Raw genomic sequence first — 15,854 nt, 5'->3', positions numbered from 1 at the left:
ATGAACAACGAGCAGAAACTTCGCGACTACCTCAAGCGGGCAACGGTCGACCTGCGGGAGAGCCGTCAGCGTGTGCAGGATCTGGAGGAGCGCGCCCACGAGCCGATCGCGATCGTGGGCATGGCCTGCCGGCTCCCGGGCGGTATCGCCTCCCCGGAGGACCTGTGGGAGCTGCTGAGCGCCGAACGCGACGCGGTGGGCCCCTTTCCGGAGGGCCGGGGCTGGGACCTGGAAAACCTGTACCACCCCGACCCCGACCACCTCGGGACCTCGTACACCCGCGAAGGCGGCTTCCTCTACGAGGCGGACCGCTTCGACGCCGAGTTCTTCGGCATCAGCCCTCGCGAGGCGGCGGCGATGGACCCCCAGCAGCGGTTGCTGCTGGAGACGGGCTGGGAGGCCTTCGAACACGCGGGCATCGCCCCGACCTCGCTGAGGGGCACCCGTACCGGGGTGTACATGGGCGTCATGTACGACGACTACGGCTCTCGGACCCCCAGTGCGCCGGAGGACTTCGAGGGCTACCTGCTGACCGGCAGCGCGGGCAGCGTCGCGTCGGGTCGCCTGTCCTACACCTTCGGCCTGGAGGGGCCGGCGGTGACCGTCGACACCGCGTGTTCGTCCTCGCTGGTCGCACTCCATCTTGCCGCCCAGTCGCTGCGGCAGGGCGAGTGCTCGATGGCGCTCGCCGGTGGCGTGACGGTGATGGCGACACCCGGCACGTACGTGGAGTTCTCCCGGCAGCGCGGGTTGTCGCCGGACGGGCGGTGCAAGGCGTTCTCGTCGTCGGCGGACGGTACGGGCTGGGCNAGCGGCTGTCGGACGCGGAGCGCAACGGGCACCGGGTGCTCGCGGTCATCCGTGGCTCCGCCGTGAACCAGGACGGCGCGAGCAGCCAGCTGACCGCGCCGAACGGGCCTTCGCAGGAGCGGGTCATCCGTGCCGCGCTGGCCAACGCGCGGCTGTCGGCGTCCGAGGTGGACGCGGTGGAGGCGCACGGTACGGGTACGCGTCTGGGCGACCCGATCGAGGCGCAGGCCCTGCTGTCCGCATACGGCCAGGCCCGTGGGGACGACAACCCCCTGTGGCTGGGTTCTGTGAAGTCGAACATCGGTCACACGCAGGCCGCCGCGGGTGTCGCGGGCGTGATCAAGATGGTCATGGCGATGCGCAAGGGGGTCATGCCCTCGACCTTGCACGTGGACGAACCGACCCCCGAGGTCGACTGGTCGGCCGGCACGGTGAAACTGCTGACGGCCGCCCGCGAGTGGCCGGAGCTCGATCGTCCGCGTCGGACGGGCGTGTCCTCCTTCGGGATCAGCGGGACCAACGCTCACGTGATCCTCGAAGAGGCACCGGGCGACGGTGCCGCCGATCCGTCGGCAGGGCCGGACGCTGTCGTCCGACAGCCCGACCCGGGCCCGGCGGCACTGCCGGCACCGTGGGTGCTCTCGGCCAAGTCGGAGACCGCCCTGCGGGCACAGGCGAGCCGGCTGCTGGCCTGGCTCGCGGACCACCCCGAGGCGGACGACGCCGATGTCGCCGCCGTCCTGACCACTGCGCGCGCCCAGCTGGGTCGGCGCGGCGCGGTGCTCGGCACCGATCGGGCCGGTCTGCTCGCCGGCCTCACGGCCCTGGCCGCGGGCTCGGCATCCCAGCACGTCGTGTCAGGTGCCGCCACCACCGGCGAGACGGCCTTCCTGTTCACCGGTCAGGGCGCGCAACGTGTCGGCATGGGCGCGGGGCTGGCAGCCGCGTTCCCCGTGTTCGCCGCCGCCCTCGACGAGGTGTGCGGGGAATTCGATGCCCTGCTGGGGGTCTCGCTGCGCGAGGTCGTGTTCGGCGGGACCGGTGGTGCCGGGAACAGCACCGACGGTACCGAGCGCATGCCCCTGCTCGACCGGACCGAATTCACGCAGCCTGCGCTGTTCGCGTTCGAGGTGGCGATGTACCGCCTTCTGGAGTCGTTCGGCGTGACCCCGGACGTGGTGGTCGGGCATTCGATCGGTGAGCTGGCCGCGGCCCATGTGGCCGACGTGTGGTCGCTCACCGACGCGTGCCGCCTCGTTGCCGCCCGAGGCCGACTGATGGGCGCGCTGCCGACCGGTGGAGCCATGCTCGCCGCCGCGGTGTCGCAGGAGCGGGCGCTGGAGCTGATCGCGACCGGGACGGTCTCGCTCGCGGCCGTGAACGCGCCCGCGGCCGTGGTGTTCTCGGGCGGGACGGCGGCCATCGCCGCACTGGAGGACCGGCTGGCGGACGAGGGCGTGACGACGACCCGGCTGACGGTCAGTCATGCCTTCCATTCGGCGTTGATGGAGCCGATGCTCGCCGAGTACGAGCAGGTCGCCAGGTCGGTGGAGTACCGGGCGCCACGCATCGACGTGTGCTCCACAGTGTCCGGCACACCGGCCGGTCCCGAACTGCTCACGCCGCAGTACTGGGTGCGGCAGGTGCGCGAGGCCGTGCGGTTCGCCCCGGCGGTGCGGTCACTGGTCGACGCAGGCGTGCGCCGATTCGTCGAGGTGGGACCGGACGCGGTGCTGGCTGCGCTGACCCGCCAGACCGTGACCGACGAGGTCGCGTCCCGCTCGCTGATCGCCGCGGCGTCACGCCGCCGTGTCGACGAGGTCGACCAGTTCCTGCGGTTGCTCGCCGCCGTCCACTGCTCGGGCGTTGCCGTCGACTGGGCGCCGCTGTCACCCGGAAGGCCGGCCACCCACCTCGACCTGCCTGTCTACGCCTTCCAGCATCGCCGTTACTGGGTGCAACCCGAGGAAGGGGCGCTCGGTGACATGGGCCGCGCCGGTCTCTGCGCGCTCGATCACCCGATGCTGCGCGTCGCCGCGCCGCTCGCCGGCCGCGACGAATGGCTCTTCAGCGGGAGGCTCTCCACCACCGACCAGCCGTGGATCGCCGACCACACGGCCTTCGGATCGATCCTTCTGCCCGGCACCGGGTTCGTGGATCTCGCGCTGGCCGCGGGCAGCCGCCTGGAACTGCCCGTCGTCGACGAACTCGTCCTGGCGACGCCCCTGCTGTTCGACGGCACCACCGCCGTGGACGTGCAGGTCTCGGTGACCGAGCCCGACCACACCGGCCGTCGACGCCTGTCGATCCACTCGCGTGCCATCACGGACACCACGGGGTCCGGCCCGGGCGAGCCGGAGTGGACGCTGCACGCCACCGGAACCCTCGCCCCCGCGGACGGCGGGACACCGGCCTGGACCGACCCCGACTGGCCTCCGGCCGACGGTACGTCGATCGACGCAACGCGTCTGTACGACCGGCTCGCCGACCTGGGGTTCGGCTACGGCCCGACCTTCCAGGACGTGCGCGCCGCCTGGACCGGCGGCGACGCCGTGTTCGCCGAAGTGGCCCTGGACGAGACGACAGCGGGCCGGGCGGCGGGCTTCGGGGTGCATCCGGCGCTACTGGACGCCACCTTCCACGCCGCCATCGATGTGCTCGCCGAGGACCTTCCCGACGGCAGGCTGCCGCTTCCGTTCTCCTTCGGCGGCGTCCGTGTGTTCCGGCGCGGCGCCACCGCGGTCCGGGCCCGCATCATCCGTTCGGGTCCCGAGAAGGTGCGCATCGACGCCTGCGACGCCTCCGGCGCCGCAGTGCTGTCGATCGACGCCGTGCTCGCCCGCCCCGCGGACGCGAGCGCCCTCGCCGGTGCCCGCAGCCCCCTCTACGCCCTCGGCTGGACGCCGGTGACGGAGCCCGGCGCATCGGACCGGCAACTGCTCGCACTGGGCCGACCCGTCGCAGGCTGCGGCGAGACGTTCGAGGACGTCGCGGCGTTCGCGACAGGCGGGGGCCGCACGGGCGCCGCTGTCGTCTGGTCGCCCGAAACGGCGACGGCGGACGACGACGACGTCCCCGCGACCATCCGCACCGCCGTGCACAACGCCCTCGCGGTGCTGCGCGACTGGCTCGCCGAACCGGCTTGCGCCGACTCGACGCTGGTCGTGCTGACCCGCAGGGGAGCAGGTCTGCCCGGTGAGTCGCCGGACCTCGCCGCCGCGGCCGTCCGCGGCCTGGTACGCAGTGCGCAGTCGGAACACCCGGGGCGCATCGTGCAGGTCGACCTCGACCTCGACCTCGACGACGCCCCCGCGGACCTGCACCGGCGGATCGCCGCCGCGGTCGCCACGGACGAACCGCAGGTCGCGGTCCGAGACGGCGCCACGCTGGCGCCGCGGCTGGTCCGGGCGACCACCGGCGAATCGCCCGGCGGGCACTTCGGCGACGGAACGGTCCTGATCACCGGCGGCGCAGGCGGACTGGGCGCCGTGACCGCACGCCACCTGGTCACCCGCCACGGGGTGCGCAGCCTGCTGCTCGCCTCCCGCCGCGGCCTCGCCGCGCCGGGTGTCGCGGAGCTGGTCACCGAACTGACCGCGCTGGGCGCGGAGGTACGCGTTGCCGCGTGCGACGTCAGCGATCGCGCCGCGGTCGCGGAGCTGCTGGAATCCGTACCGGCACACGAACCGGTGACCGCTGTCGTGCACACCGCGGGCGTGGCGGACGACGGCACCATCGAGACCTTGACCGCCGAGCAGGTGGATCGGGTGCTCGCCCCGAAGGTCGATGCCGCCTGGCACCTGCACGAGCTCACCCGCGACATGGACCTGTCGGCCTTCGTGCTGTTCTCCTCCGCCGGGCCGCTGCTCGGCGGGCACGGCCAGGGCAACTACGCGGCCGCGAACGCGGCGATGGACGCGCTCGCCCAGGTGCGCCGCAACGCCGGTCTGCCCGCGCATTCGCTGGCCTGGGGGCTGTGGAGGCGCGGCATGGCCGAGGCCCTGAACGACCCGGGCGCCGAACACCTGGCACGTCAGATCCGCACGCGTCTCGGTCTGTCCCCGATCGAGCCGGACACGGGCATGCAGATGCTCGACCATGCGCTGACCAGCGGCGAACCGCTGCTGATGACCGCGCTGCTCGACACTCCCGCCCTCACCGCGTTGGGCCGGCTGGGCACGCTGCCCGCGGTGCTGCGCGGCCTGATCCACGTACCGTCGCGCGGCCGGATCGCCGACAGCCCGTTGCGCCGGCGGCTGCTCGACGCACCCGCCGAACAGTGGGAGGCGCTGATCCACGACGAGGTCCGGGCGATCGCCGCCGCGGTCCTCGGCCACGAGTCGGCCGACGCCGTCGACCCCGAAACACCGTTCACCGCACTGGGCCTCGACTCGCTCGGCGGGGTCGAGTTCCGCAACCGGGTGACCGCCGCCACAGGTGTTCCGCTCCCGTCCACCCTGGTGTTCGACCATCCGACCGCCGCCGCTGTCGCGGGCTTCCTGCGCACCCGTGTCGACGGTTCGGAGCCGGAGCGGCCGCGCCCCGCCTCGACCACCGCCAGGGCCGGGTCCGACGAGCCGATCGCGATCGTCGGCATGAGCTGCCGGTATCCCGGCGGCGTGGAGAATCCGGACCAGCTCTGGGAACTGATCGCCGGACGCGTCGACGCGATCACCCCGATCCCGGGCGACCGCGGCTGGGACCTCGACCGCCTGTACGACGCCGACCCCGGCAAGGCCGGAAAGATCTACACCCGGGAAGGCGGATTCCTGCACGCCGCAGGTGATTTCGATGCCGCCTTCTTCGGAATCGGGCCGCGTGAGGCTGCGGCGATGGACCCGCAGCAGCGGTTGATGCTCGAGGCGTCCTGGGAAGCGCTCGAAGACGCTGGTATCGATCCGACCTCACTGCGGGGCAGCGACACCGGGATGTACGCGGGCGTCATGTACCAGGACTACGGCTACACGGCGCGCGAGGCCGCCGACGGCGCCGCGGAAGGCTATCTGGCGACCGGATCGGCCGGCAGCGTCGTCTCCGGCCGGGTGTCCTACGCCCTCGGCCTGGAAGGACCCGCGGTGACGGTGGACACGGCGTGCTCGTCGTCGCTGGTGGCCCTGCACGTGGCGGCGCAGGCCCTGCGGGCCGGGGAGACGTCGCTGGCGCTGGTCGGCGGGGTGACGGTCATGTCGACCCCGCTGCTGTTCGTGGAGTTCTCCCGGCAGCGGGCGCTGTCACCCGACGGGCGCTGCAAGGCGTTCTCGGGCGCTGCGGACGGTGTGTCGTGGGCCGAGGGCGTCGGCGTGCTCGCCCTCGAGCGGCTGTCCGACGCACAGCGCAACGGACGCCCGGTGCTGGCCGTGATCCGCGGCAGCGCGATCAACCAGGACGGTGCGAGCAACGGCCTGACCGCACCGAACGGCCCGTCCCAGGAGCGGGTGATCGCGCAGGCACTGGTCAACGCAGGGGTGACCGCGGCCGAGGTCGACGCGGTGGAAGCGCACGGCACGGGAACCACGCTGGGTGACCCGATCGAGGCGCAGGCGCTGATCAACGCCTACGGCCAGGATCGCGCCGAGCCGCTGCGGATCGGGTCGTTGAAGTCGAACATCGGGCACGCGCAGGCGGCTGCCGGTGTCGGCGGTGTGATCAAGATGGTGCAGGCGCTGCGGCACGAGGTGCTGCCGTCCACCCTGCACGTCGAAACGCCGTCGCCGCACGTGGACTGGTCGGCGGGCGCGGTACGGATCCTGACGGAGCCCGAGCCGTGGCCGGTCGGGGAGCGTCCGCGCCGGGCGGGAGTGTCGTCGTTCGGGATCAGCGGCACCAACGCGCACGTGATCCTCGAAGAGGCACCCGCGGCCCCGCCGGGCCCGGTCGATCCGCCGCGCCCGGCGGCCCTGCCGTTGCTGCTGTCCGCGCGGACGACTGCCGCGCTGCGGACCCAGGCGCGCCGTCTGCACGACGCACTGCGCGAACGTCCGGAGCTCGACCTGGCCGATGTCGCGGCGACGCTGGCGCTGCACCGCGCGCAGCTCGAGCAGCGCGCCGCCGTCGTGGGCCCGGACCGGGAGACGCTGCTGGCCGCTCTGGAGCGCCTGGCAGCCGACGAGCGGGGCCCCGGCATCGCGGGCGGCGCCGGCCGGGCGGGCACGACGGCGTTCCTGTTCACCGGTCAGGGCGCGCAGCGGGCCGGGATGGGCAGCGGCCTGTACCGGGCGTTCCCGGCATTCGCGGAAGCGCTCGACGAGGTCTGCGCGGAATTCGATGCGTACCTGGGGCATTCGCTGCGGGACGTGATGTTCGGCGGGCCGGCCGCTGCGAGCGGCACGACCGCCGCAACCCTGCTGGACCGCACCGAGTACGCCCAGCCCGCGCTGTTCGCGTTCGAGGTCGCGATGTACCGCCTTGTCGAGTCGTTGGGCGTGACGCCGGACGTGGTGGCCGGGCATTCGATCGGCGAGCTGGCCGCGGCGTACGTGGCCGGTGTGTGGTCGCTGTCGGACGCATGCAAACTCGTCGCGGCCCGCGGGCGGCTGATGGGGGCGCTGCCGGCGGGCGGGAGCATGCTGGCCGCCGCGGTGCCGGAGGCACGGGCCGTGGAGCTGCTGGCGGCGGGTCACGCCGAGTCGCCGGCCGGCGCCGTCTCGCTGGCCGCTGTGAACGCACCCGATGCGGTGGTCTTCTCGGGGAACACCGAGGCGATATCGACGCTCGAGTCGAGGCTCGTGGCCGAGGGCGTCAGGACCAGCAGGCTGCGGGTGAGCCACGCGTTCCACTCCGCCTTGATGGATCCGATGCTGACCGAGTTCGCGGAGATCGCCGCGAGCCTGACGTATCACGAGCCGCGCATACCGCTGTGCTCCACGGTCTCCGGCGCATTCGCCGACGATTCGTCGGGTACGCCCGAGTACTGGGCACGGCAGGTGCGCGAGGCAGTGCGCTTCGCCCCGGCGGTGCGGTCACTGCTCGATTCGGGGGTGCGCCTGTTCGTCGAGCTGGGGCCGGACGCGGTCCTGACGACCATGACCCGCGCCATGGTCCCGGCGGACCTCGCAGAGAGCACGTCGGTGGTCGCGGGATCCCGTCGCACGGTCTCCGAACCCGAGCAGCTGGCCGCCGCGCTGGCAACCGCGCACTGCGCGGGCCGACCGGTGCGGTGGGCGGCCTACTTCGGGGCCCGACCGCAGGCACGGACCACGTTGCCCACCTATCCCTTCGAGCACGAACGGTTCTGGCTCCTGCCCGCGGAGGCCGCCGCGCCGCTCGCCGGCGCCGACTCCGTCGGCCATCCCCTGCTGCACGCCCAGGTGCAGCTCGCCGGCACGGACGAGTGGCTGTTCACCGGCAGGCTCTCGCTGCGCACCCATCCGTGGCTCGCCGACCACGCCGTCCTCGGCACGGTCGTGATGCCCGGTACCGGCTTCGTGGAGCTGGCTCTGGCCGCCGGTGCCCGGCTCGGCGTGCCGCGCCTGACGGAACTGGTGCTCGCGGAGCCGCTGGTGCTCACGCCCGACGGTGCCGCGGACCTTCAGCTCGTCGTGGGCGAACCCGACGCCGACGGGCATCGGACCGTGGCCGTCCACGCCCGCGCTGCCGAGGCCTGGGTGCTGCATGCCCGCGGCCTGCTCACGCCGGCCGTACCGGCCGCCGTGCCGGGATGGCCCCAGGTGTGGCCTCCGGTGGCGGGCGATCCGGTCGACGGGCAGCAGGTGTACCGCGCACTCGGCGACCTCGGCTTCGGGTACGGCCCGGTGTTCCAGGGCGTTCGCGCCGCGTGGTCGCGCGGGGAGGAGGTCTTCGCCGACCTGGCGCTCGACACCGGTACCGCAGCGCATGCCACCGCTTTCGGACTGCATCCGGCCCTGCTGGACGCGGTGTTCCACGCGTCTGTCGGCCTTCTCACCGAGAGCGGGCACGACGGCAGGACGCCGCTGCCCTTCGCCTTCGACGGTGTCCAGCTGGCCCGGTCGGGCGCGGACGCCTTGCGCGTCCGGGTCGTCCGCACCGCAGCGGACACCCTGTCCGTGGAAGCGGTCGACACGACCGGTGCGCTCGTGCTGAGCATGGAATCGGTGCGGGCCCGGCCGATCGAGCAGCAGGTGCTGGACCGGCTGCGCGGCGCGGCACCGTTGTTCGACCTCGAGTGGGCCCCCGTGCCCGCCGTCTCCCCGGCGGACGCCGGGCGCGTCGTGGTGCTCGGCGACCCGGCGGTCATCGGGGCCCCTGAGCCCCCGGTCTGCTGTGCCGATCTCGCGGAACTCGCTGTGCTGCGGGACGCCCCCGACACGGTGGTGTGGCCGGCGCCCCGCGGAACCGGCGCGGAGGACGTACACGCCGGGGTGCTGGCGACGCTCGCACTGCTGCAGGGCTGGACGGGCGCCGAACACCCCGGCCGGCTCGCGATCGTGACGCGCTCGGCCGCCGGACTGCCCGGAGAGGAACCCGATCTGGTCGGAGCCGCCGTGGCGGGTCTGGTGCGCAGCGCGCAGTCCGAGCACCCGGGCCGGTTCCTGCTCGTCGACCACGACGGCGAGGCCCTGCCGGTCACGTCGCTCGCGGACGCCGTGGCCCGGGACGAACCGCACCTGGCCGTTCGCGGGGGTCGGCTCCTGGCACCGCGGCTGCAGCCGCTGCCCGCCACCGAAGCCGACGCGCCACTGTCGTTCGACCACGGCACGGTGCTCATCACCGGCGGCACCGGAGGCATCGGCGCGATCGTCGCCCGGCATCTGGTCGCAGCGCACGGCGCACGACGGCTGGTGCTGGCATCGCGGCGCGGAGCCGCCGCGGACGGCACCGCCGAACTGGTCGCCGAGCTCACCGGCCTCGGCGCCCGGGTCCGGGTCGTGGCGTGCGACGTCAGCGAACGCACCGCGGTCCGCGACCTGTTGGCCGACATCGACACCGACGCCCCGCTGACCGCCGTCATCCATGCGGCGGGCGTTCTGGACGACGGCACCCTCGACACCCTGACCGCGGAGCAGACGACACGTGTGCTGGCACCGAAGGTCGATGCGGCCCTGCACCTGCACGAGCTGACCCGCGAACTGGACCTTTCGGCGTTCGTGATGTTCTCGTCCGCCGCGCCGCTGCTCGGCGGACAGGGACAGGGCAACTACGCCGCCGCGAACAGCGCGCTGGACGCGCTGGCACGCGTGCGGCGCAGCGCGGGCCTGCCCGCGCACTCCCTGGCCTGGGGCCTGTGGACCGTCGGCATGGCGGGAGTGCTCAGCGGGGACGGCGCGGAGCAGTACGCCCGCCAGATCCGGGCCAGGCTGGGCCTGCTGCCGATCGACCCGGAGTCCGGGATGGCGCTGTTCGACAGCGCGCTGGCGACCGATCGGGCGACACTCACGACGGCGCTGCTGGACACCGGGGCGCTCGGCGACCTGGCGCGCGGCGGCACACTGCCCGCGGTACTGCGCGGCAGGACCCGGGTTTCCCCGGCCGCCGCGACCACCGGTGTCGGCCTGGCGCGACAGCTGGCCGCACTGACCGACGCCGACCGCGACGCCGTGATCCTGCGAGAGGTGCGCAACGTCGCCTCGGCGGTCCTCGGCCACCTGTCCGGCGACGCGGTCGACCCGCACGCGCCGTTCACCGAGATCGGCTTCGACTCCCTCGGCGCCGTCGAATTCCGCAATCGGCTGGCACAGCTGACCGGGCTGACGCTGCCGTCGACGCTGATCTTCGACCACCCGACCGCCGCCGATGTGGCGAAACTGGTGTGTTCGCAGATCGAGGAAGCCGACACCGGCGTGGTCGAACAGGCAACGGCCGGCGTGCGCGGCACGATCACCGACCTGGTGACGGCGGCCCATCGCCGCGGTGAGCCGGCAGGGGCGATGTCCCTGCTGACCGCCGGCTCGGCCCTGATGCCCGCGTACTCCGCTGACGAGGCTGCCGCACGGCGCCCTGCCGCGCAGCTCCTGGCGCGGGGCGCTGCGGCACCGGCACTGGTCTGCATCCCCTCGTTCCTGGCCGGATCGGGCCCGCACCAGTTCGCCCGCCTGGCTCGTGAACTGGGCCGCGAGCGGCAGGTCAGCGCGTTGCGGTTGCCCGGTATGCGCGCGGGCGAGGACCTGCCGGCGACCTGGGCGGCGGCGATCGAGAGCCTCGCGGCGTCCGTCGCGTCGGAACTCGAGCGAGGCCCGGTGGCGCTCATCGGCTATTCGGCCGGTGGTGCGATCGCCCATGCGGTGGCCCGGCGGATCGAGGACGGGGGCGGCGAGCTCGCGGGTGTCGCGATGATCGACACCTACTCCCCGGATGAACACGATCTCAACCGCCTCGTGCTCACCGACGCGCTGGGGCAGATCCTGTCCCGGGACAACGCGCTGACCCCCGTCGACGACCACGGCCTGGTCTCCATGGGCGGCTACGTGCGGATCTACCCCGAGCGTGAGGCCGAGCCGATCGCCGCGCCCACGCTGAACCTGCGGGCCACCGTGACGCTGAGCAGCTTCGGGGAGGTCGCCCCCGTCCCCGACTGGCTACACCGCGGGCCGGCCGAGTACATCGAGGCAGATCACTTCTCGATCATCGAGGACCGGGTGGCGGAGACCGCCGCGCACCTGCGGCGCTGGCTCGATTCGCTCAGCGGCCATTGATGCCGGGGGGTCCCGGCCTCTCGGAGCCGTCGAGGAACCTCGACGGCTCCGAGAGGCCGCCGGGCTCACCGGGGCACGAAATCTACTCAGCCACAACCCTCCGCACGTCAAATTCTCCGCCCCATAAATCCGGAGACATAAAAGTGCGCGATCCGCAAATCCGCCGGAGGCATAAAAATGCGCGGCCCGCAAATCCGGCAGAGGCATACAGCTCGTTCGATCGCAATAGCCTTTGGTGAGAAAATTCGGGCTTGACAGCGCTGTGGGGCTTGCCTATTCTCCACTCGGTCGAGTTCCCGCTGTGCGATATTCGAAGGTGTTCATGGCCGCGCCTCTAGCGTTACCGAAGTCCAGGCAGCAGTTCATTCTTGCCATTCTCATGCTGTGTTCCCTGCTGATTTGGATCGAAAATACCGTCCTGAGCACTGCGCTGGAGACCCTTGCGGACCCGGTCCGCGGACTGGGGGCCGACCCCGGTCAGCTGCAATGGGCGACCGGTGCGTACACGCTGGCCTTCGCCACGCTGATGTTCACCGCAGGCGCCCTGGGCGATCGGTTCGGTCACCGGACCGTGTTCTCCGGCGGGCTGGTGATCTTCGCCGTTTCCTCGCTGTGGGCGGCGTACGCAAGCGGTGCGGGCCAGCTGATCGCGGCTCGAGCCGCCATGGGGGTGGGCAGCGCACTGATCACGCCCGCCATGATGGCCATTCTGATGTGGACCTTCACCGGGCCCGCGCGGGCTGCCGCGATCGGCATCTTCTCCACGTCGGCCGGTGTCGGAATGGCTGCCGGCCCGGTGCTGGCGGGGTTCCTGCTCGATCATTTCTGGTGGGGCTCGGTCTTCCTGATCAATGTCCCGGTCGCGGCATTTGCGTTCGTCGGGCTCGTCCTGCTGGTTCCGAATTTCCGCAGCCCCGTTCCGCGACCGCTTGACCCCGCTGGAATGCTGCTCTCGATCAGCGGGCTCGTGGCATTGGCCTACGGGCTGATCCGGGCGGGGCAGGTGGCGGCGTGGGGCCGCCCCGACGTGTGGGCGCCGATCGTCGCCGGTCTCGTCCTTCTGGCCGTTTTCGTACTCGTCGAGCTGCGCCTCAAGGCGCCCAGTTTTGACCCGCGGCTGTTCGCGCAACGTGCGTTCGGCGGCGGTAATGTGGCGCTCGGACTGCTGCTCTTCGGCGTGGCCGCCATCACCTTCTACAACGCGTTCTACCTGCAGGGCGCGCTCGGGTTTTCGCCCATGAAGGCGGGTTTGGCCAATATCCCGACCGCTCTCGGCGCGCTCGCGGGGGCACCCCTCGCCTCGCGCCTGGTCCGGAGCCTTCCGCTCCGCCTCGTCACCGTGCCGGCGCTGACCGTGGCCGCGCTCACCATGGGCGCCTACGGGATCCTCGGACTCCACACTCCGCTCGTCTGGATCGAGATCCTGCTGTTGGTACAGGGTCTCTCGATCGGCATGGTGATCGGCCCCGTCACGGCCGCACTCATCAGCGACCTTCCGTTGGAACAGGCCGGCGCGGGATCGGCCGTGACCAACACCGTGCGACAGACCGGCAGCGTGATCGGAATCGCGGTGGGCGGGACGATCATGTCGATCATGTACCGACGTGCGATCGAACCCTCATTGGAGGGTGTATCCGGTCCGGTGCAGGAGCAGGCGCGCGTTTCCGCCGAACAGGCCCGCCACGTCGCCGCCACCATCCACCAGCCCTCTCTCGCGCAGGCTGCCGATGACGCGTTCGTCCACGCCATGCACGTCGGCGCGGGCTGGATCGCGGCCATCGCACTCCTCGGAGCGGCCGTGCTGCTGGTCACCTTGCCTGCTGCCGGAAAGAAGAAGGCCCCGGCACCGGAGCCGGACCGCGAAGAGGCTCGCACATCCGAGTCCCGATCCACCGTGTGACGGGTCCCGCCGGACCTTCCCCCCTTTCCCGGGAGCGGCACACCATCGCCGACTCCCGGGGCGGGCTCGCCCCTCCGTCGCTCGTGCGGCTCGAACCGAAGGAGACCCCTGTTGTCGAAGACCAGCGATCCCGCCGTGCGTGCGCTCGAATCGGAGCGTGCCTACGTGTCCTCCCTGTACACGCTGCTCACCGAGCGGCTCTCCGATGCGCGAGCACATCGAGCGAGTGTGCTGAAGGCCCCGGCGGACAGCGCCCGTGAGGCGTACGAGAGGGACCTCGCCGCCGAACGTCTGGCCAAGGAGATCGGCCGACTGGAGGGCGCCGAAAAGGGGCTGGTCTTCGGGCGCATCGACTGGACGGACGGCACGGCCCTGCGCATCGGGCGGATCGGACTGCACACGGAGGAGGACGACCTGCCCCTGCTCGTCGACTGGCGCGCCAACGCGGCACGGCCCTTCTACGAGGCGACACCGGTCCACCCGATGGGCCTGCGGCGTCGCCGACACCTGCGACTGGAGGACCGCACCGTCGTCTCGGTGAGCGACGAACTGCTGGACGGGACCGCCCCGACCGACGAAGACGTCGTGGGGGACGGCCCGTTGACCGAGGCCCTGTCGGCGCGGCGCACGGGCAGGATGCACGCGGCCGTCGCGACGCTGCAGGCAGAGCAGGACGAGATCGTCCGCTCCGCCCACCGCGGGGTGACCGTGGTGCAGGGCGGGCCCGGCACCGGCAAGACGGTGGTCGCCCTGCACCGGGCGGCCTATGTCCTGTACGCGTTCCCGCGTGCCGCGGAGGAGGGCGTCCTGGTGGTGGGCCCGAACTCTCGGTTCATCGACTACATCTCCCAGGTCCTCCCCTCGCTCGGAGAGAACGACGTCGTTCTGACCACCTGCCGGGAACTGGCCGGGGTGTCCGCGGACACGGTGGGCCCGTTCGATACGGCGCGCCTCAAGGGCAGTTCCGACCTCGCCGGCGCCTTGGCCGGCCTGCTGCGCGTCCACCAGGCCCCCGCCGGTGACTTCACCGTGCGGGTCGGGGAACTGGTTCACCTCTCCGGCGAGGAGGTCGCCAGGGCGCGCGACGCCGCTGTGGGAGCCGTGGCGGGGCACAACCCCGCGCGCCAGGTGTTCAAGGAGCTCTTGGTCGACGCCGTCACCGACACGATGCAACGAGACATGGGCGACCTCCTGGAGCAGATCGACGCCGATGCCGAAAGGATGACGGGCCTCAACCTCGACCGGTTCACGGGAGCCGCCCAGCGCCGTGTCGAAGGGGCGGCCGACCCGGGTCCGGCCCACGAGCTGGACCTGGACGCCATCCGGGCCGATCTGCTCGACGACGCCGCCGTCGACGCAGCGGTCGAGGCGTTGTGGCCCCGGCTGGTACCCGGCGACCTCGTGAAGGCGCTCCTGACGAACACCGACGCTCTCGCCGAGCACCTGCCCCGCCTCACCGCGCAGGAGCGGTCCCTGCTGCTGAGCGGTCAGGAAGACCCGTGGACCGATGCCGACCTGCCGTTGCTGGACGAGGCGGCGAGCCTGGTCGACGGCCCCCCCGAGCGGACGTACGGGCACGTCGTCGTCGACGAGGCGCAGGAACTGACCGCGATGCAGTGGCGGATGATCGTCCGCCGCTGCCCGTCGAGGGCGATGACGCTGGTGGGCGACTTCGCCCAGGCGGGGCCGGTCGCGACGGCACGCGACTGGAAGGAAGCACTGAGCCCCCACGTCGGACCGCGGTTCAAGCTGCACGACCTGACCGTCAGCTACCGCACGACGCAGGAGATCCTGGAAAGCGTCCGGGACCTGCTCGCGCGGATCGATCCGGACCAGAAGCCCACACGGTCACTGCGAAGCGGTGAGACCCCCCGCACCGTGACCACGCCTCCGGACGAGTTGGTCGCCGCCGTCGTGCGGGAACTGCGGTCCCAGAGCACCGCGCACCCGGGCGAGCTGCTGGGAGTGGTCTGCGCGGACACCAGGGTGAGCGAGCTGACGGCCCAGGGCATCGCCGACCACGCACGCATCGTGCCGGCGTCCGAAGCACGCGGCCTCGAATTCGACGGGGTCGTCGTCATGGACCCCGAGGAAATCATCACGAGCCGCCCAGGTGGGGAAAAGGACCTGTACGTTGCCCTGACCCGGGCCACCAAGCGTCTCTGCACCATCACCGTCCGGCCCGCCTGACGGCTCGGCGCCCGCGGCGCCGCCGCGGGCGCACCGGCTCCGTCCGCCACGACGGCGGCGCCTTCGCCCCACGCCCGGGAGATGCCGAGGCGCGTGTGCGCGTCGACCGGCGCCGGGACGCCAATACGGCATTCCCTCCCGGCAGTTGCACCTTGGTGACCACCCCCGAGGCCTCGGCCGCCTCGACGGTCGGCCCCGCCGCCCGTGCGGCCCGGTCGCGAACGAGGCAAACAGTTCAGCGGTCCTGCGCAAAACTTTCACTTCAGAGGTGCCTTGTCGGACGAGCGCGGCGGAAGCGTAGGAACTCCCGCCGTCGCAGGTCAGCAGGCACCTCTTCCTATTCC

3 protein-coding genes and 1 pseudogene are annotated in these 15,854 nt (G+C 72.2%); all 4 read left to right on the top strand.

Going from position 1 to position 15,854, the window contains the following annotated elements; translation table 11 throughout:
* Nucleotides 1–809: pseudogene (locus AAT21_RS39305) on the top strand (beta-ketoacyl synthase N-terminal-like domain-containing protein); the annotation flags it as partial.
* A gap of 1 nt (nt 810) precedes the next feature.
* Nucleotides 811–11,420 (top strand): SDR family NAD(P)-dependent oxidoreductase (locus tag AAT21_RS39300; protein ID WP_167350625.1); only part of this gene is annotated, 10,610 nt, incomplete at its 5' end.
* Nucleotides 11,421–11,721: 301 nt separating this feature from the next.
* Nucleotides 11,722–13,320 carry an MFS transporter gene (locus AAT21_RS24260; RefSeq protein WP_235439207.1) on the top strand — a complete coding sequence of 533 codons (1,599 nt, stop codon included), beginning with the start codon at nt 11,722–11,724 and terminating at the stop codon, nt 13,318–13,320.
* Between the two features lie 165 nt (nt 13,321–13,485).
* On the top strand, nt 13,486–15,510 hold the full coding sequence (locus tag AAT21_RS24255; protein ID WP_046779413.1) for a HelD family protein: 2,025 nt from the start codon (nt 13,486–13,488) through the stop codon (nt 15,508–15,510).
* Nucleotides 15,511–15,854: the final 344 nt, after the last annotated feature.

Source organism: Streptomyces yangpuensis (assembly GCF_001005295.1).
GTDB lineage: Bacteria > Actinomycetota > Actinomycetes > Streptomycetales > Streptomycetaceae > Streptomyces > Streptomyces yangpuensis.
The sequence above is the reverse complement of the archived record's forward strand: the minus strand, read 5'-3'. Positions and strand labels throughout refer to the sequence as shown.